The following is an 18,236-nucleotide window of genomic DNA, read 5'->3' as shown; positions in this document are numbered from 1 at the left end:
CCCCGCCGGGGTGGCGGCCGTGCTGGGGGCCGTGGCCGCCGATCCCAACCTCGGCAGGTTGGGCGCCCGGGTCACCGACGCCCTGACCGGAAAAGAGCTCTGGCAGGTCGCCAACGACATGCCGCTGGTGCCGGCGTCGACGAACAAGGTGCTGACGGCGGCCGCGGCCCTGCTCACGCTGGACCATCAGGCCCGGATCAGCACGCGGGTGGTGGCCGGCAGCCAGAACGCCCAGGGGCCCGTCGTGCTGGTCGGTGCCGGTGACCCGGCGCTGTCGGCCGCGCCGCCCGGCGTCGACACCTGGTACCGCGGATCGGCCCGGATCAGCGACCTCGTCGAGCAGATCCGCCGCAGCGGCGTGACGCCAACCACGGTGCAGGTGGACACCTCGGCGTTCAGCGGGCCGACGATGGCGCAGGGATGGGACGCGGCCGACGTCGACAACGGCGACATCGCGCCGATCGAGTCGGTGATGATCGACGCCGGGCGCATCCAACCGACCACCGTCAACTCCCGGCGCTCCCGCACCCCGGCGCTGGACGCCGGGCGGGAGCTGGCCAAGGCCCTTGGCCTGGACCCCGCGGCGGTGACGGTCGCGACGGCCCCGTCCGGCGCGCGGCAGCTGGCCGTCGTGCAGTCGGCGCCGTTGGTCCAGCGGCTGTCGGAGATGATGGACCACTCCGACAACGTGATGGCCGAATGCATCGCCCGCGAGGTGGCGGCAGCGATCAACCGGCCGCGCAGCTTCGCCGGCGCCGCCGATGCCGTGTCCAACCGGTTGAGCACCGCGCACGTCGACACCGGCGGCATCACGTTGATGGATTCCAGCGGGCTTTCCGTCGACGACCGGTTGACCGCCAAGACACTCGACGGCGTGCTGCAGGCGGCCGCAGGACCCGACCAGCCGGCGCTGCGGGCGCTGCTGGACCTCCTTCCGATCGCCGCGGGGAGCGGAACGCTTGGCGACCGTTTCACCGATGCGGGCTCCAATCAGGGGCCGGCCGGCTGGTTGCGCGCCAAGACCGGATCGCTGACCGCCGTCAACGCCCTGGCCGGCGTGCTCACCGACCGCAGCGGACGGGTGCTCACGTTCGCCTTCATCTCCAACGCCGCCGGACCCAACGGCCGCAACGCAATGGACGCCCTGGCCACCAAGCTGTGGTCCTGCGGGTGCTCATGAGCCCGCCCTCGGAGCTGACGCTCGGCACCGCGGTGGACTGGGGCTTCGCGGCCACCGTCGGCCAGCGGCTGGCCCGGCCGGGTCCGCCGTCCAGCGACTACACCCGGCGGCAGGTGATCGACGAGCTGACCAACTCGGCCGCAAAGGCCGAACCGCCGGTGCGCGAGGTCACCGGGTTGGTCACCCAGGGCGCCGTGCCTGCCGCCCGCATCGTCGACCGCCCGCAATGGATCGGCGCGGCCGCGGAGTCGATGCGGGTGATGATGAACGGCGCCGAGAAGCCGCGGGGCTTCCTCACCGGCCGCGTCACCGGCGCGCAGACCGGCGCCGTGCTGGCGTTCGTGTCGTCCGGGATCCTCGGCCAGTACGACCCGTTCGCGGCCGCGAAGCAGGGCTGCCTGCTGTTGGTGTATCCGAACGTGATCGCCGTCGAGCGGCAACTGCGGGTCGAGCCCTCCGACTTCCGGCTGTGGGTCTGCCTGCACGAGGTGACGCACCGGGTGCAGTTCACCGCCAACCCGTGGCTCTCCGAGCACATGTCGCAGGCGCTGGCGCTGTTGACCCGGGACGTTGGTGAAGACGTCGGGCAGGTAGCGAGCCGGCTCGCGGATTACGTGCGCAACCGCGGCAACGGGGCGCCGGACAGCCCGTCGGGAATCGTCGGCCTGGTGCGCGCCGTGCAGTCCGAGCCGCAGCGGCAGGCCCTCGACCGGCTGCTGGTTCTCGGCACGCTGTTGGAGGGCCACGCCGACCATGTGATGGACGCCGTCGGGCCAATGGTGGTGCCGTCGGTCACCACCATCCGCCGCCGGTTCGACGAACGCCGCAACCGCAAGCAACCGCCGCTGCAGCGCCTGCTCCGCGCTTTGCTGGGTCTCGATGCCAAGCTCAGCCAGTACACCCGCGGCAAGGCGTTCGTCGACCACGTGGTGGGCAAGGTCGGTATGGAGCGGTTCAACGCCATTTGGACCGGACCCGAGACGCTGCCCCTGCCCGCCGAGATCGAGGACCCCCAGCGATGGATCGACAGGGTGCTGTAGGGCAGCTGCGTGCGGCTGTCGAGGCGTTCGTCAAGGCTCACGTCGCCACCGTCGAGCAGTGGTGTGTGGCGCTGTCCGGCGGCCCCGATTCGCTCGCGCTGACCGCGGTGGCGGCCCAGTTGCGGCCCACCACCGCGGTGATCGTCGATCACGGCCTGCAGCCGGACTCGGCCGGCGTCGCCGAAACCGCCCGGGCGCAAGCCGTCGGTTTGGGATGCGTTGCGGCGCAAGTGGTTCGCGTGCGTGTGGGGAACGAAGGTGGCCCCGAAGCCGCGGCCCGCGCGGCCCGCTATGCCGCGCTGAGCGCGTACCACGACGGGCCGGTGCTGCTGGGCCACACGCTCGATGACCAGGCGGAGACCGTGCTGCTGGGGTTGGGTCGCGGGTCGGGTGTGCGGTCGATCGCCGGGATGCGGCCGTACGACCCGCCGTGGGGCCGGCCGTTGTTGGGTGTTCGGCGCGCCGTGACCCACGCAGCGTGCCTCGAGCTGGGTGTGACGCCGTGGCAGGATCCGCACAACTCCGACCGCCGCTTCACGCGGACCCGGCTGCGCCTCGAGGTGCTGCCGCTGCTGGAGGACGTACTGGGCGGCGGGGTGGCCGAGGCGCTGGCCCGCACGGCGACGGCGCTGCGCGAGGACACCGAGCTGATCGACTCCCTCGCTGCCCGGGCGCTGCCCGAGGTGAAGGCCGAGGCTGGGCTGCAGGCGCAGGCCCTGGCCGCGCTTCCCGCCGCGGTGCGGCGCCGGGTGATCCGCGGCTGGCTTCTGGCGGGAGGCGCAACCGGCTTGACGGACAAGCAGATCCGCGGTGTCGACGCCCTCGTCACCGCCTGGCGCGGGCAGGGCGGGGTGGCTGTCGGGTCCGCGTTGCGTGACGAGCGGTTGATCGCGGGGCGGCGCGACGGGGTCCTGACCCTGTGGCGCGAACCGGTCCGGTAACCGCAATACCGGGGTCGCCGTTGGTTATTCGGCCGTTGGCGTGGCACTCTGTGGGCGTGGCCCAGATCTCCTCGGCGATCACCCCCGCGCAGCCCGTGGAGCTGTACCCGGGGGACATCAAGTCGGTCCTGCTCACCGCCGAGCAAATCCAGGCGCGAATCGGCGAACTCGGCGAAGAGATCGGCGGGCACTACCGCGACGTCATGGCCGAGACCGGCCAGGATCTGCTGCTGATCACCGTTCTCAAGGGCGCTGTGATCTTCGTCACCGACTTGGCGCGGGCGATTCCGGTGCCCACCCAGTTCGAGTTCATGGCCGTCAGCTCCTACGGGTCCTCCACGTCGTCGTCCGGTGTGGTGCGGATCCTCAAGGACCTGGACCGCGACATCCAGGGCCGCGACGTGCTGATCGTGGAGGACGTCGTCGACTCGGGCCTGACCCTGTCCTGGCTGCTGCGCAACCTCACCAGCCGCCATCCGCGGTCGCTGCGCGTGTGCACGCTGTTGCGCAAGCCCGACGCGAAGGGCGCCAACGTCGAGATCGCCTATGTGGGCTTCGACATCCCCAACGACTTCGTCGTGGGCTACGGCCTGGACTACGACGAGCGCTATCGCGACCTGTCGTACATCGGCACCCTGGATCCGAGGGTCTACCAGCAGTAGCCCGCCATCGGGCTAGCGGCGATCGTGAGCGCGGCGGAGCCGGGTGAAGCGGGTCGCCGCCATCGGGCTAGCGGCGATCGTGAGCGCGGCGGAGCCGGGTGAAGCGGGTCGCCGCCATCGGATCAGTCCAGCTCCCACACCGCGGTCACCGAGAAGCTCACGGTCTGCTGGCCGGGTTCCAGCGGGACCGCGCTGGGCATGGCCCTCGGTGGCGCGGGCGGTCCACCCGTCGTGGGTTCGGTCGCCTCCGAGATGGACAGCACTCGGCCCAGCCGGAGTCCGGACAGCTGTGCGTACTGCTCGGCGCGGTTCTTGGCGTCGTTGAACGCTCGCGCGCGGGCATCCTTGACCAACTGCGAATCGTCGGTGATGGAGTAGCTCACCGACTTGATTCGGGTGGCGTCGCCACCCGTGCCGACGATGAGGGCCAGCATCCGCGACGCGGAGTCGGGCGGGTGGATCCTGACCGTGATGGCATTGGTGGCGCGGTACCCGGTGATGGTGGCGGTCCCGTTGGGCCCCGGATTGCTGAACTGTGGCTGCAGCGTGACCTCGGTGGTGCTGATGTCCTTGCGGTCGACGCCCGCGCCGGCCAGCGCATTGATGACCGCTTGCTGGCGGTCGTTGGTCTGGTTCATCGCCGAGGTCACGTCGGGCGCGGTGAATTCGATACCGACGTCTGCGGTCAGGGTGTCCGGAACGCCCTGGACCTGCCCCGACCCCAAGACGGTGACCTGACGAGGATTCACGCCGGGCGCGGGCGCCGACGGTGGGGAATCGCAGGCCGACACCGTGGCGGTAGCTAACCCGGCGACGACCAGGGTGATCCACTTGCGGGCAAATCTCGGGGCATTCCTTGCGACCGGCATGCCTGGCACCTTAGCCGTTGACGCAAGCAGAGGCTACGGGTTGCCCGGTACCAGGCGATTCGGGCGGTTCTTATGCGCGAATGTCGCTGTGCACCATTGGTATTGGTGCCAAATCGGTAATGTCGCCGGCATTGTGGCACGCCCAGGCCGCATGCGCCCGTCGCACGGCGGCGTTCGGCCGTCCTCTGCATCCCGCAGGCAAACGTTGACTGCTAATCCAGCAACCACATATAAGCACATATATGACGCTAAACATATTGGTTTGCAATAACTTTCATGCAGAATCCAAATATTCCAGCACTTCCGGTCAGCTAAGTGAACAGTTACCGACCCGGTCATGAATTGGCAGTCCCAAGGCTGTCCTTCCTGGGCATGCCTCCCCTAACGTGTCCAGGCGTCTGATTCGGTACCCGACAGCTGGTGCTGAAAGTTATTGATTACAAGGTGATTTGAGGAGGGGATATGCCGTTCGTGATGGCGCAGCCGGAAACGATCGAGGCGGCGGCCGGAGAGCTGCATGGCATCAATGCGGCGGTGCGGGAGGGCAATTCGGCCATGGCCGCGCCGACGACCGGGGTGGTTCCGGCCGCCGCGGATGTGGTTTCCATATTGACCGCGGCGCAGTTCTCGTGGCACGCGAGCCTCTTCCAGGCGGTCAGTGGCGAGGCCGCGGCGGTTCGCGAGCAGCTGGCGACGACGCTCGGTATCAGCGCCGGTTCCTATGCCGCCACGGAGATCGTCAACACTGCCGCGGTCGGTTAGGCGGAAGCGCAATGTTGGATTTCGCGCAGCTACCGCCGGAGGTCAACTCCGCGCTGATGTATTCGGGACCCGGCTCGGGGCCGCTGCTGAGTGCCGCGGCGGCGTGGGACGGGCTGGCAGCCGAGTTGCATGCCGCGGCGTCCGCCTATGGCTCGGTGATCGCGGGTCTAGGCGACGGGCCGTGGCAGGGCCCGGCCGCGTCCGCCATGCTGGCGACCGCCGCGTCCCAAGTGGCGTGGCTCCGCGGCACGGCCGGGCATGCGGAAGAGGCCGCCGCTCAAGCGATGGCGGCAGCGGGCGCCTACGAGGCGGCGTTCGCCGAAACGGTGCCGCCGCCGGTGATCGCGGCGAATCGGGCCCTCTTGATGGAGCTGCTGGCGACGAACGTCCTCGGTCAGAACACCGCCGCGATCGCGGCCACCGAGTTCCAATACGGCGAGATGTGGGCTCAGGATGCAGCCGCAATGTACGGCTACGCCGGCACGTCGGCTGCGGCGGCGACCTTGCCGCCATTGGAGCCGGCGGCACCCACCACCAATTCGGCCGGGGTCGCGGGTCAGGCCGCGGCGGTGACCCGAGCGGCCGCGAACAGCGGTACGCAGAGACTGGACGCGGTGCCGCAAACGCTGTCGTCACTGGCCGGGTTGCCGAACAACCCCGCGGCTGCCAACCCCACGTTTTCCCTGGGCGGAATCAGTCTGAACCCCGAAGGCGATGGGCTCGTCATCGGCGGCCCGCTGGGCGATTTGTTGGAGGGGCTGACCGGGTCGCAGACCTTGGATGCCAGCACGCCCTTCGACGCGTTCATCCGATTGATCTCACCGACACGGCTATTCACGACCTCGTTCAAGGACATACAGAGCATCGCTCAGGGCATGATGCCCGCCGCGAAGTCCGCCACCGAGAGCGCCGCCAAGGCCGCGGAAGCGGCTCTGCCCGCAGCGGTTTCGGGCGGCGCAGGCCTGGGCTCGATCGGGTCGATAGGCGGTGCCGTGGGTAAGGCTGCGTCAATCGGTGGTTTGTCCGTGCCGGCCGGTTGGGCGAGCGCGGCCCCGGCCGCTTCGCCGGTCACCCTGGCGGTCAACGGATTCCATTCGGCTGGGGCGGTCGAACCCGCCACGAATGCGGTCGGTGGGGTGCCGATGACGCCGTTCGGTGGGACGGGCCGCAATGCCGCGGGCCAGTTTGTCGCGCCCCGATACGGCTTCAGGCCGACGGTCATCGCTCAACCCCCCGCGGGCGGCTGAGAATTGAAGCGTAGAAGCGTGTCAGCTGAAATATGCAGAGCTGGCGAACATTTCGCCCTGCGGCGGTTCGTCGAGTGGTTTCGATCGAATGGCGGCCGCGAATGTGAAAGATAAGATTCCGCCAAATGGGTCACCCCTCCGGAGCGTCAGCCTGAGATCGCCTCCCGCCGCGGGTCGAGGCAATAGATGTGCAGTGCAGCGGATTTTCCTTTCAGCGCGTGAAATCCGCGGTCGGCGAGCGTTGCCGGTCGAGTGGCCAGGGAGGCAACGGTCTGGCCGGTGAGAAGGATTGCGTCGCCGGTGGTCTTGGTGAGCTGCTCGACGCGCGCTGCGACGTTGACCGTGTCGCCGATGAGGGTGAACTCCAGCTTTCCCGCGGCGCCGATGGTTCCGGCGATCACCGTACCGGTGTTGATGCCGATGCCGATCCGAAGGTCCGTTTCGAATAGTTCTGTGACGCGGCGTTGAATTCGCACCGCGGTGCTCACCGCGGCGTCCGCGTGATCCGTGAGGTCGTTGGGGGCTCCGAACACCGCCATAGCGCCGTCGCCGAGGAATTTGTTGACATGCCCACCGGCGTCGACGACCGCAGGCACCACGATTTCGAAAAGCGCGTTCAGGCGGGCAACGGTGTCCTCGGCGGTGTTTGCCTCGGCGTACGGCGTGAAGTCGCGCACGTCGACGAACATCACCGTCACCTCACGGCGCTCGCCGGTGAAAACATCGTCACCCTGTTCGAGCAGTCTGGCCGCCAGGGCGGGGTCGACGTAGGTGCCGAATGCTGCCTGAAGTCGTTGTCGCTCAGCCAAACCCGCTTGCATGCGATTGAACGACGCCACCAGCGCGCCGAGGTCATCATCCTGGACCACCGGCAGGCGTTGTCCGTAGTCGCCGGCCCCCACCCGCACCGTTGCATCGGTGAGGTCGCGAATGGGCCGAAATGACGGCGAGAGCATCGCAACGACGGTGATCGGTACCCCGACGACAAGTGTCAAGGCGCCGGCGGTCACAAGGGAGAGCACCGGGACTCCTCTGCCCCGATCCAGCGCTACCGCCACCATCGCGGCCATTGCGGAGAAGGTGAAAATGGAGCCCGCTATCGAGAGGCCCAGCCAGGTGGCGAAGGTCGGACGAGCGCGCGGGAAGTCGTCGCCGATGCCGGTATTTTCGGCAAGGGCTGCCCTGACTGGTCGCGCCGCTCCCTCCCCGAAATTGTGCACACCGATCAGCGCGGTAGCCAATCCTGCGGCGGCACCGACGATCCCGTACTGAATCAGCCGCGTCCCGCTAGCTCCGGCAATCAAACCGACAACCGTCAAGAGCACCACGACCGACGTCGCTATCAACCAAAACGCTCGGATATCGGCCATTCGAACCCAGTCATAGGTACCGGCCAGGGCCTTCGCCCGATCAACCTCACGGCCGGCCGCCCACTGTTGCGCCAGTCGCAACCGTCCAATGCCGGGAACAAGACTTACGAAGCTCATCACCAGCGTTACGACGGTTGCGACGACAGATGCTTCCACGTAGTGACTGGACTTCTCGAATGCGACGACGATCCACGACCAAAGCAGGAAGACCGGCAGAGTCGAGATGAAAACCGCTATCAAAAGCGCCCACCAATACCTCGCCCCGAACCGGTCCCACGCCCACTGCCAGATGCGATCCATGCCGGCAGAGTAAGCCGGCAAGCGAGCACGGCATCCGGTTTCGGGTTCGCGACGTTACGGGCCGAGTCGCAGACCAAACCGTCGGGGTGCGCAACGACGAGATTGGCCGCCGCATTTTCCATGACGGCGGTCGTGAGCGGTGTCGTGGCGGCCAGAGGGGCCGAAAAACAGATGACTGCGGCGAGCTCAGTCGCGCGAGGACTCCGCCGTCGGGTTCGGCATCAGCACGCGCTGTCGGGTCGTCACACGGAACGGATCCGGCGACTGACCGTCGCCCAGGACCGCGTGCACATCCTCGGGCGTGATCAGGCCCAGTTCTATCTGTAGCCAGGTAGCGCTGAGCCCGAACGCGTGCGCGGCGCGCCTGGCCTCTTCGGCATCGGGAAAGTCGTCCGCGTTGGCGCGCCCGCCGGCCCCGTACCAGCGCCCTTTCGTGACGCCACAGGCGTCGCGCAACTGCTCGATGGTGATGTCGCGGTTCAGCGTCGCTTCAAGCAGGCGCTTCAGCCCCCAACCTGCGGCATTCGTTCGTGGCATCCACCCAGAGTAACCCGGTGCCGAAACCCGGGCAAAGTGTCTCCACCTGCGAGTTCGTGACTGAAAAAATGAAAGCATGGCAGAGAGCTAGACAACAATTCCGAATTTATGACATAGTGTCCGCAAGCACGACAACACGAGCCGGATTCCGGCATTGCAGAGGAGAAGACCAGATGTCGTTCCTGACCACGCAGCCCCAGCTGCTGTTAGCCGCGGCGGGCCAGCTGCAGGCAATCGGCTCCGAGCTAACCGCGGCCAACTCGATGGCCGCGTTTGCGATCACGGGCGTGGTCCCGGCGGCCGCCGACGAAGTCTCGGCGATGACCGCGGCCACCTTCGCCGCTTACGGCCAGCAGTATCAGGCGATCAACGCCGAGGCCAGCATGATCCACGAGCAGTTCGTCAGCGCCCTGGGAATCAGCGCCGATTCGTATGCCGGAACCGAAGCCGCCAATGCGACACAAGCCGCGGGCGGCCGCGTCGCACCCGCCATGCCCGTCCATCTGGCTCCGGGCGGACCCGCTCACACGTCGCCTGCCATGCCCAGTCGCGTGGCGCCCGCCGTGCCCAACCGCGTGACCCCCACGGTGCCCGCCCGGCCGGCGACCGCAGGCGCGCCCCCGGCGTCCACGGCCTCGGGCTGGAGCGGCGGCGGGTATGGCGGGCACATGCCATCGCAGCACGGCGGCTATAACGGCTATGGAGCGGCCAATTACGGCCGCCACCAGGCTCCGTACAGCCGCGGTCACTATGGCGCCCGCCCAGCATGTCGAGCACGTCGCGCCCGCGCACGCGGCGCCCTCCCAGCATGTCGCCCGCGCCGACGTGGCGCCCCAGCACGTCTCACCCGCCGAGCTGGCGCCCCAGCATGTCACCCGCGCGGATATGGCGCCCCAGCACGTCTCACCCGCCGAGCTGGCGCCGACGGCACCGGTCCACCGGGTGTCCCTTGCTGCCGCCATACCCGCCGAGAAGGTGCTGCCCATGCAGCTGCCCGGCGGCACGCCCGGCGAACACGTCGTGCACGCGCACGCCGCAATCAAAGCCGCCGCCGGCCCAAAGCCCTTGCCGGCGCTGGCATAGCGAAAACGACCGTAAGAGAGGAAAGCAGTAATGGATTTCGGTGCGATGCCCCCGGAGATCAACTCGGGCCTGATGTACGCGGGCCCGGGACCAGGTTCGATGCTGGCGGCGGCGATGGCATGGGAGGGGTTGGCCGCGGAGCTGCGGATGGCCGCGACGAGCTACGGGTCGGTGATCCTGAACCTGACCGACGCCGGCTGGCAGGGCCCGTCGTCGGCGGCCATGGCGGCCGCGGCGGCGCCCTACGTGGCTTGGATGCACGCGACCGCCGCGCAGGCCGAGCAGGCCGGCATGCAGGCGACGGCCGCCGCGACCGCGCACGAGACGGCGTTCGCGGCTACCGTGCCGCCACCGTTGATCGCCGCTAACCGCTCGCTGCTGATGATGTTGGTCGCGACCAACTTCCTGGGGATAAACGCCGCGGCGATCGCGGCCACCGAGGCGCAGTACGCCGAGATGTGGGCCCAAGACGCCGCGGCCATGTACGCCTACGCCGGCTCGTCGGCCGCGGCGGCGATGCTGGCACCGATGGCGGTCGCCCCGCCGACCACCAACCCCGGAGGGGCGGCGGCCAGCGCCGTGGCGGCGGGTGAGGCCAGCATGCAGGGCGCCACCCAGGGACTGGCGATGGGCCTGCCGTCCACGCTCAATTCGTCCGCGTCGTCATTGGTGAGCAGCTTCCCTTCGGCCGTCAGCAGTTTCACCGGCTTGCTCGGCACGCCATTCGGAGGACAGGGCGCCGGTACGGCCGCATCGGGATTGGGCGCGACGACGGCGTCGAACGCAGGCCTTGCGACGGCCATGCTCGGACCCGGTGTTGTCTCGCGGGTCGGGATGCCCGGAATGCAGCACCTGGTGCCGGCCGCGCCGTCCATGCGCGCGCCGCAGATGCTGGCGCCCGCGCGGTTGATGCCATCCGCGGCCATGGGCCAGGCGGCTCCTGTTGGAGGTTTGTCGGTGCCGCCGAGTTGGCAAGCCGCGACTCCCGAGGTCGCCGGCCCGACCGCCACCCCGTTGGGCAGTGCCGGCGCACCGATGCTGGCTCCGCGCGGTATCCCGGCGGGTCAGGTTGGCGGCATGGAGATGCGCGGATTCGGCGCTGCGGCACCGACTCGCGCCACTGTACTGCCCCAGCTGGTCGGATGACGGAAGGGAGAGAGGGAACTTCGAGGATTTAGCGACCAAACTTCAGAATTGACAAATACTTTCGAAGGAGAAATGTAATGACAGCACGATTCATGACGGATCCGCACGAGATGCGTGCGATGGCGGGCCGCTTCGAGGTGCACGCCCAGACCGTTGAGGACGAGGCCCGCAAGATGTGGGCGTCGTCGATGAACATCGCCGGCTCGGGCTGGAGCGGCCAGGCGCAGGCGACCTCGTACGACACCATGCGTCAGGTCAACCAGGCCTTCCGCAACATCGTCAACATGCTTCACGGTGTGCGCGACGGGCTCATCCGCGACGCGAACAACTACGAGCAGCAAGAGCAGGCCTCGCAGCAGATCCTGGGCACCTAGCCCACCGACAAACAGGAGACGAGTAACGATGACAATCAACTATCAATTCGGCGATGTCGACGCCCACGGCGCCACCATCCGCGCGCAGGCCGCGTCACTGGAGGCCGAGCACCAGGCCATCGTTCGCGATGTTCTTGCTTCCGGCGACTTTTGGGGCGGCGCGGGGTCCGCGGCGTGCCAGGAGTTCATCATTCAGCTGGGCCGCAACTTCCAGGTGATCTACGAGCAGGCCAACGCGCACGGGCAGAACGTGCAAACCGCCGGCAGCAACATGGCGGGCACCGACAGCGCTGTCGGGTCCAGTTGGGCCTAGGGGCGCGGCGGGTCGACACCAGGGGCCTAAGGGGTGACGAGAACCTTGCAGTGGCGCTCGGGGTCGGCGAGGTCGTCGAAGGCCGCGCCGACCCCGTCCAGCCCGACCTCCCCGGTGATCAGCGGGCTGGCGTCGATGTCGCCCTCGGCCAGTGCACGCAGCGAGTCGGTGAATTCCTCCGGGGTGTAAGCGAGCACGAACTGGACGTTGATCTCTTTGGCGATCGCGAAGAACGGATGCAAGGTGTCGGGCTGCATGCAAACGCCCGCGACCACCAGGCGGGTGCCGGGCCGGGCCCGGAGCAGCACGTCGTCGATGATCCCGGGCACGCCGACCGCTTCGAACACCACGGCTGGTTTGGCGACGTCGAACGGCGAACCCTGCGAAGCGTCCAGCGTTTGATGGGCGCCCATGGCGGTGGCCAGCTCCTGCCTCTTCGGCGAAAAATCTGATGCCACAATGTTTTCCACCCCGCGGGCACGCAGAGCCGCGATGATCGCTATGCCGATCGGACCGCAGCCGATGACCAGGGCCGTCTCTCCGGAGGAGATGTTGGACTTGTTGACGGCGTGCAAGCCCACCGCCAAGGGTTCGGTCAGGGCCGCCTGCCTGAAGTCCAAGCCGTTGGGGACGGCCAGCAGCAGCGGCGCGGACAGCAGCATGCGTTCGGCATAGCCGCCGATTGTGCTGTTGCTGTAGACGATTGGCTCGGCACCCTTGGCCGACAGCAACACCGGGAGCGAGGTTACCAGCGTTCCGGGCGGGAGGGTTTCGGTATCGGGGCCTGCCTCGAGCACCTCGGCGCTGAACTCGTGTCCCATGAAGATGTCGTGGTCGAGGTCGACGTGCATGCCGCTCCGGCCGCCGGCCACCCGATCGGTCATCTCGAGCACCTGCGCGCCGTGCGCGGCGAAATGCAGGTCGGAGCCGCAGATCCCGCATGCCCGCACGCCGACGAGCACCTGCCCTGCCTCCGGCACGGGATCCGGCACATCGTCCCGGTAGACCATTCGGCCGTTTCGCAATACCGCAGCGCGCATCAGCTTTTCACGCCCTTCTGTTCGTCGACGTGCTCGGAGATGGCCTTCACCACTGCCTCACCGGCTCGGCCGATCAGCTGATCGCGATTGCCCTTGGCCCAGTCGTGCGATGACCGCGCCGCTTCGAGCTGCCCTTTGAAATGAGGAATCACCTTGCGCGCCATCAGGTCATAGCAGTGATACGTCGCCTCGGGGGAGGCCCAGTCGTGCCCCAGCATCAGCAACGTGCCGAAGCCACCGGAGCGCTCGAGCAGGTCCTCGATGTGGGCGATGGCATCGTCGGGCGTGCCGATACAGCAATTGCCCTTGGCGGCGTAGTCCTCGACGAACTCGTGGGGTGACTGGGCGCCTTCGACGGAGTTGGCCAACGGTACGAACCCGGCCGCGCCGAAGTAGTTGGCGAAATCCTGCAGGCCGTAGGTGCAGTCGTCGATCGCCTTTTCCCGGCTGTCCGCGATGTGCATGATGCTCAGAACACGCCAGTCGGCCCGGTCCGGCTCGTCCCGGCCGACTTTGGCGGCCTGTTCGCGCACCACGTCCCAGGTGGTTTCCAGGGCGGCGAAGCCGCCCGGCACCGACATCGACAGCGACAGCAACGACGTGCCCAACGCACCCGCCAGCCGCGGTCCGGACGGCGAAATCATTGCCGCGGTCGATATCTCGGGGTAGGGCCAGGTGTAAGGCCGGATGTGCAGTTGCGCCTCGCGCAATGTGAACCAGTCGGTGTGGCGGTCGATCCGCTCCGAGGGGCCGGCCCGGAACAACGCGAGGATCGCCTCGAGCGACTCCTGCATCATGTGCCGTTGATCGACCGGGTCGATGCCCATCATGTAGGCGTCCGACGGCAGCGCGCCGGGGCCGGTGCCGAACATCACCCGGCCGCGGGTGAGGTGGTCGAGCAGCACCCATCGATCGGCCACCATGAGCGGGTGGTGGTAGGGCAGCGAGACCACTCCGGTGCCCAGCCGGATGTGCTTCGTCCGCTCCGCAGCGGCCGCGATGAACACCTCCGGGCAGGCGATCAGTTCGTAGCCGCCGGAGTGGTGTTCGCCGAACCATGCCTCGTCAAAGCCGAGCCGATCCAGCGCGACGACTCGCTCCATGTCGTATTCCAGAGCCACCGTTGGCGATTGGCCGATCGGGTGAAACGGTGTGATGAAGACACCGAACCGCAGGGGGGCACTCATCGCAGCTCCAATCCGTTGAGGAAATCCAATAGGGCCGCGTTGACCTCTTCCGGCCGTTCCTGCTGCAGCCAGTGCCCCGCGTCTTCGAGCATCACCTGTTGGTAGGAGCCGGTGATCAATTGCGATGCGCGGTCGGCGCGGGTGAACGTCAGCACCGGGTCGGCGGTGCCGCCGATAAAGAGTGCAGGGACAGTAATTTTGGCGTCGGCTAGCTCTGGGGTGGTCTCCCAGTTGCGGTCGAAGTTGCGATACCAGTTCAGGCCACCGGTGAATCCGGTGCGGGAGAACTCGCTGATGTAGTGGTCGAGCTCGTCCTGGCTGAGCCAGTCCGGCAGCCGGTCGGGTTCGGGAAGGCGATCGATGAACCCCTCGTCACCGGGCGCCACCATGCGCGCCGCGGCGAGCGGGTCACCCGATGTCCGCAGGCCGCCCAGCATCCTGCGTAGCGTGCGCGCGGGGTCACCGTTGAGTTCCGCGTCGGCGACGCCCGGCTCCTGGAAGTACAGGATGTAAAAGAATTTGTCGCCGAGCATCTTGCGCCACGCCCTCGTCGGCGCCACATGCGAGCGGGGAACGGCCGGGACGCTGAGCCCGGCGACGGCCGCAACCCGATCCGGGTGCAGCAGCGGCGCATTCCACACGACGGCGGCGCCCCAGTCGTGTCCGACCCAGACGGCACGCTCGGCGCCGACGTCGTCGAGCAGGCCGACCAGGTCGGCCGTCAGGTGGTGGATGTCGTAGGCCTCGATCGCCTCGGGGCAAGAGGAGCCGCCGTAGCCACGCTGATCGGGCGCCAGAACGTGATAGCCGGCCTCGGCCAGAACCGGTATCTGGTGGCGCCACGAATAGGCCAATTCGGGAAAGCCATGAGCCAAGATCACCACGGGCGCGCCGCGCTCTCCCGCCTCGACCACCCGCAGCCGTACACCGTTGGTCTCTACTAACCGTTCGGTTGATTTGAGCACCATGTCACCAAAGCACACCCCCTCCGGGGCTGAGAAGTATTCGCGCTGATTGCGAATACCGTTCCAATCACTTTGGTCGCCTGGTAGATATCGCCATGAGGCACTCGCATTTCAGTGGAAGCAGGTGGACCCCGCATGAAGCGGCTCGACCACGTCGTCCTCTGGACGAGAGATCCGCGCGCGTCGATGGATTTCTATACGAGGGTGGTCGGGTTGGCGCCGGTCCGGTTTGCCGAGTTCGAGGCCGGTGACGCTCCGTTCCCGAGTGTTCGGGTGTGTGAGGACGCCATCATCGACCTGTCGCCGATCGCCAGTATCGCTGGCACCGAGGCGCTGACGCGGACGGACGGCAGCGCCGGCCACCCGGTGAATCACGTGTGCCTTGCGCTATCGAAGTCCGAATACGACGCGTTGGACCAGCGTCTGCGAGCGGAGGGCGTGGACACCAGCGCGCGGTTGGGCCCCAACTTCGGCGCCCAGGGCTGGGCGCCGCAGGCTTACTACTTCGCCGATCCGGACGGCAACGTGATCGAGGCTCGCTATTACGAATGACGAAACGCCCGCCGTTCGCCCGGCCGGTCGGGAACCCGCGCGCCACCGCCCGGCTGGTCGGGAACCCGTCGTCGTTGTATCCAGAGAATGGTGGCGACCCGCAGCGCCCCGGCTCTGCCGGGACTCGCGATCGCCACTGTGCAGATGGTGGCGACCCGCAGCCCCCCGGCTCTGCCGGGACTCGCGATCGCCACTAGCGGTAACCTGGACTTTTCCAGCTGCGTGTATATCGGGGAAGGACCTGGCCAGCAAGGCCGATGATTGATGAACCGGAAAAACGTTATCCGCACCATCACGGCGATTGCCGTCGTGGTGCTCCTCGGTTGGTCGTTCTTCTATTTCAGCGACGACACCCGCGGCTATAAGCCCGTCGACACGTCGGTGGCGGTGGCGCAGATCAACGGCGACAACGTCAAGAGCGCGCAGATCGACGACCGCGAGCAGCAGCTGCGGCTGACCCTGAAAAAGGGCAACAACGACACCGACAATTCCGACAAGGTCATCACCAAATACCCGAGCGGGTACGCGGTCGACCTGTTCAACGCGCTGAGCGCGAAGAACGCGAAGGTCAGCACGGTCGTCAACCAGGGCAGCATCCTGGGCGAGCTGCTCGTCTACGTGTTGCCGCTGCTGTTGCTGGTGGGCCTGTTCGTGATGTTCTCCCGCATGCAGGGCGGTGCCCGAATGGGCTTCGGGTTCGGCAAATCACGGGCGAAGCTGCTCAACAAGGACATGCCCAAGACCACGTTCGCCGACGTCGCTGGCGTCGACGAGGCGGTCGAAGAGCTGTACGAAATCAAGGACTTCCTGCAGAACCCCGGCCGCTATCAGGCGCTGGGCGCCAAGATCCCCAAGGGCGTGTTGCTCTACGGCCCGCCGGGAACCGGTAAGACGCTGCTGGCACGCGCGGTGGCCGGCGAGGCCGGAGTCCCGTTCTTCACCATCTCCGGCTCCGACTTCGTCGAGATGTTCGTCGGCGTCGGCGCATCGCGGGTGCGCGACCTGTTCGAACAGGCCAAGCAGAACAACCCGTGCATCATCTTCGTCGACGAGATCGACGCGGTGGGCCGACAGCGCGGTGCCGGCCTGGGCGGCGGCCACGACGAACGCGAGCAGACGCTGAACCAGCTGCTGGTCGAGATGGACGGCTTCGACCCACGCGCCGGCGTCATCCTCATCGCGGCCACCAACCGGCCCGACATCCTGGACCCCGCGCTGCTGCGGCCCGGCCGCTTCGACCGGCAGATTCCGGTGTCCAACCCGGATCTGGCGGGCCGCAAAGCGGTGCTCGAGGTGCACTCGAAGGGCAAGCCGATCGGCCCCGACGCCGACCTCGCCGGGCTGGCCAAACGCACCGTCGGCATGACCGGCGCCGACCTGGCCAACGTCATCAACGAGGCGGCGCTGCTGACCGCCCGGGAGAACGGCACCGTCATCACCAGCGCCGCGCTCGAAGAGGCGGTGGACCGGGTGATCGGCGGCCCGCGCCGCAAGGGCCGCATCATCAGCGAGCAGGAAAAGAAGATCACCGCCTACCACGAGGGCGGGCACACCCTGGCCGCCTGGGCGATGCCGGACATCGAGCCGATCTACAAGGTGACCATCCTGGCGCGCGGCCGGACCGGCGGCCACGCGGTCGCGGTGCCCGAGGAAGACAAGGGTCTGCGGACCCGCTCGGAGATGATCGCGCAACTGGTGTTCGCGATGGGCGGACGCGCCGCCGAGGAACTGGTGTTCCGGGAGCCGACGACGGGCGCGGTGTCCGACATCGAGCAGGCCACCAAGGTGGCCCGCGCGATGGTCACCGAATTCGGGATGAGTTCCAAGCTGGGCGCGGTCAAGTACGGCACCGAACACGGTGACCCCTTCCTGGGCCGCACCATGGGAACGCAGGCCGACTACTCTCACGAGGTCGCCCGCGACATCGACGACGAGATCCGCAAGCTGATCGAGGCGGCTCACACCGAGGCGTGGGAGATCCTCACCGAATACCGCGACGTGCTCGACACACTGGCCGGCGAGCTCCTGGAAAAGGAGACGCTGCACCGGGCCGAGCTGGAGGGCATCTTCGCCGACGTCGAAAAGCGGCCCCGGCTCACCATGTTCGACGATTTCGGCGGCCGCATCCCGTCGGACAAACCGCCGATCAAGACGCCCGGCGAGCTGGCGATGGAGCGCGGCGAGCCGTGGCCGCCGCCGGTCCCCGAGCCGGCGTTCAAGGCGGCCATCGCGCGCGCCAGCCAGGCCGCCGCGGCCGCGGGGGCGGATGCGGACCGAAACAACAACGGCGGCAATGGTTCTCAGGCATCCGGCCACCGTCCGGGCGCGCCGCATGCACCCACCCAGCCCGACTACGGTGCGCCGGCGGGCTGGCACGCACCGGGATGGCCGCCGCAGGACCAGCAGCCGAATTACTGGTATCCGCCGCCGCAGGCCCCGCAACAGCCGTACTGGCCGCAGCCGGCGGGGCACTACCCGGGTTATCCCGGCCAGCACGGGCACCCGGGCCAGCAGACCCACCCCGGTCAGCAAGGGCAGGCGCAGCCCCCCTACCCGCCGTATCCGCCCTACCCGCCGCCGAGTCTGCCCGACCCGGACGGCGCAAGGTCTCCCGACCAGCAGGACGACGACGTGAGCCGGTCCAATCCGCCGGCTCACGGCTGACGAA

The 18,236-nt window shown here is 67.9% G+C and carries 18 protein-coding genes and 1 pseudogene; 13 read left to right on the top strand and 6 right to left on the bottom strand.

Features of this window, described 5'->3' with window-relative positions:
• The 4 genes from dacB to hpt form a co-directional block, all read left to right on the top strand.
• Positions 1 to 1,180, top strand: a 1,180-nt coding sequence (gene dacB, locus A9X05_RS12515; RefSeq protein ID WP_156736671.1) for a D-alanyl-D-alanine carboxypeptidase/D-alanyl-D-alanine-endopeptidase, incomplete at its 5' end; no start/stop codon positions are given.
• Complete coding sequence (locus tag A9X05_RS12510; RefSeq protein WP_067758822.1) at positions 1,177 to 2,220, top strand: zinc-dependent metalloprotease; 1,044 nt, start codon at positions 1,177 to 1,179, stop codon at positions 2,218 to 2,220. The genes dacB and A9X05_RS12510, both read left to right, overlap by 4 nt.
• Positions 2,199 to 3,161: a tRNA lysidine(34) synthetase TilS gene (gene tilS, locus A9X05_RS12505; RefSeq protein WP_067781692.1), complete on the top strand. Its 963-nt coding sequence runs from the start codon at positions 2,199 to 2,201 to the stop codon at positions 3,159 to 3,161. Before A9X05_RS12510 ends, tilS begins: the two co-directional genes overlap by 22 nt.
• Before the next feature lie 50 nt (positions 3,162 to 3,211).
• Complete coding sequence (gene hpt, locus A9X05_RS12500) at positions 3,212 to 3,823, top strand: hypoxanthine phosphoribosyltransferase (protein ID WP_067758765.1); 612 nt, start codon at positions 3,212 to 3,214, stop codon at positions 3,821 to 3,823.
• Positions 3,824 to 3,945: 122 nt separating this feature from the next.
• Here the strand turns inward: hpt and A9X05_RS12495 are convergent, their stop codons facing one another.
• Positions 3,946 to 4,692, bottom strand: a complete 747-nt coding sequence (locus A9X05_RS12495; RefSeq protein WP_067758763.1) for an SIMPL domain-containing protein — start codon at positions 4,690 to 4,692, stop codon at positions 3,946 to 3,948.
• A gap of 462 nt (positions 4,693 to 5,154) precedes the next feature.
• Between A9X05_RS12495 and A9X05_RS12490 the strand changes: the two genes are divergently transcribed.
• Positions 5,155 to 5,454 carry a PE family protein gene (locus A9X05_RS12490; protein ID WP_067758760.1) on the top strand — a complete coding sequence of 100 codons (300 nt, stop codon included), beginning with the start codon at positions 5,155 to 5,157 and terminating at the stop codon, positions 5,452 to 5,454.
• Between the two features lie 11 nt (positions 5,455 to 5,465).
• Positions 5,466 to 6,701 (top strand): PPE family protein, encoded by a 1,236-nt coding sequence (locus A9X05_RS12485; protein ID WP_067781690.1) that lies wholly within the window; start codon positions 5,466 to 5,468, stop codon positions 6,699 to 6,701.
• A 146-nt stretch (positions 6,702 to 6,847) separates the two neighbouring features.
• On the opposite strand, the gene A9X05_RS12480 is transcribed toward A9X05_RS12485, so the two are convergent.
• Together A9X05_RS12480 and A9X05_RS12475 are read right to left on the bottom strand one after the other, a co-directional pair.
• Positions 6,848 to 8,371 (bottom strand): adenylate/guanylate cyclase domain-containing protein, encoded by a 1,524-nt coding sequence (locus A9X05_RS12480; RefSeq protein WP_067781687.1) that lies wholly within the window; start codon positions 8,369 to 8,371, stop codon positions 6,848 to 6,850.
• Positions 8,372 to 8,557: 186 nt separating this feature from the next.
• A complete protein-coding gene (locus A9X05_RS12475) occupies positions 8,558 to 8,908 on the bottom strand; it encodes a hypothetical protein (protein ID WP_067781684.1) in 351 nt (116 codons plus the stop codon).
• Positions 8,909 to 9,081: 173 nt separating this feature from the next.
• On the opposite strand from A9X05_RS12475, the pseudogene A9X05_RS29650 reads away from it, so the two are divergent.
• From A9X05_RS29650 to A9X05_RS12450, 5 genes and pseudogenes are all read left to right on the top strand, one after another.
• Positions 9,082 to 9,366 (top strand): annotated as a pseudogene (locus A9X05_RS29650) (PE family protein); the annotation flags it as partial.
• A gap of 292 nt (positions 9,367 to 9,658) precedes the next feature.
• The gene (locus A9X05_RS31645; protein WP_067781678.1) at positions 9,659 to 9,991 is read left to right on the top strand and encodes a hypothetical protein; all 333 of its coding nucleotides are present in this window, start codon (positions 9,659 to 9,661) and stop codon (positions 9,989 to 9,991) included.
• 30 nt (positions 9,992 to 10,021) lie between these two features.
• A complete protein-coding gene (locus tag A9X05_RS12460) occupies positions 10,022 to 11,137 on the top strand; it encodes a PPE family protein (protein WP_067781675.1) in 1,116 nt (371 codons plus the stop codon).
• A 77-nt stretch (positions 11,138 to 11,214) separates the two neighbouring features.
• Positions 11,215 to 11,511, top strand: a complete 297-nt coding sequence (locus A9X05_RS12455) for a WXG100 family type VII secretion target (RefSeq protein WP_067781673.1) — start codon at positions 11,215 to 11,217, stop codon at positions 11,509 to 11,511.
• Positions 11,512 to 11,539: 28 nt separating this feature from the next.
• Positions 11,540 to 11,824, top strand: coding sequence for a WXG100 family type VII secretion target (locus A9X05_RS12450; RefSeq protein WP_067758743.1), 285 nt, complete (start codon positions 11,540 to 11,542; stop codon positions 11,822 to 11,824).
• A gap of 26 nt (positions 11,825 to 11,850) precedes the next feature.
• Here the strand turns inward: A9X05_RS12450 and A9X05_RS12445 are convergent, their stop codons facing one another.
• The 3 genes from A9X05_RS12445 to A9X05_RS12435 are packed head-to-tail and all read right to left on the bottom strand — an operon-like array spanning position 11,851 to position 15,016.
• Positions 11,851 to 12,864: a zinc-binding dehydrogenase gene (locus A9X05_RS12445; RefSeq protein WP_067758740.1), complete on the bottom strand. Its 1,014-nt coding sequence runs from the start codon at positions 12,862 to 12,864 to the stop codon at positions 11,851 to 11,853.
• Positions 12,864 to 14,051 (bottom strand): LLM class flavin-dependent oxidoreductase, encoded by a 1,188-nt coding sequence (locus A9X05_RS12440; protein ID WP_067758737.1) that lies wholly within the window; start codon positions 14,049 to 14,051, stop codon positions 12,864 to 12,866. The genes A9X05_RS12445 and A9X05_RS12440 overlap by 1 nt, the downstream gene beginning before the upstream one ends.
• Positions 14,048 to 15,016 carry an alpha/beta fold hydrolase gene (locus A9X05_RS12435; protein ID WP_156670207.1) on the bottom strand — a complete coding sequence of 323 codons (969 nt, stop codon included), beginning with the start codon at positions 15,014 to 15,016 and terminating at the stop codon, positions 14,048 to 14,050. The genes A9X05_RS12440 and A9X05_RS12435 overlap by 4 nt, the downstream gene beginning before the upstream one ends.
• 135 nt (positions 15,017 to 15,151) lie before the next feature.
• Here A9X05_RS12435 and A9X05_RS12430 point away from each other — a divergent pair, with 135 nt between their 5' ends.
• Both A9X05_RS12430 and ftsH read left to right on the top strand, forming a co-directional pair.
• The gene (locus A9X05_RS12430) at positions 15,152 to 15,568 is read left to right on the top strand and encodes a VOC family protein (protein WP_067781670.1); all 417 of its coding nucleotides are present in this window, start codon (positions 15,152 to 15,154) and stop codon (positions 15,566 to 15,568) included.
• A 264-nt stretch (positions 15,569 to 15,832) separates the two neighbouring features.
• Positions 15,833 to 18,232 carry an ATP-dependent zinc metalloprotease FtsH gene (gene ftsH / locus A9X05_RS12425; RefSeq protein WP_067781667.1) on the top strand — a complete coding sequence of 800 codons (2,400 nt, stop codon included), beginning with the start codon at positions 15,833 to 15,835 and terminating at the stop codon, positions 18,230 to 18,232.
• The last annotated feature ends 4 nt before the right edge of the window (positions 18,233 to 18,236 follow it).

Source organism: Mycobacterium sp. E3298, from assembly GCF_001666895.1.
Lineage (GTDB): Bacteria > Actinomycetota > Actinomycetes > Mycobacteriales > Mycobacteriaceae > Mycobacterium.
Note: the sequence above shows the minus strand (reverse complement) of the source record. Positions and strands in the feature narration are given on the sequence as shown.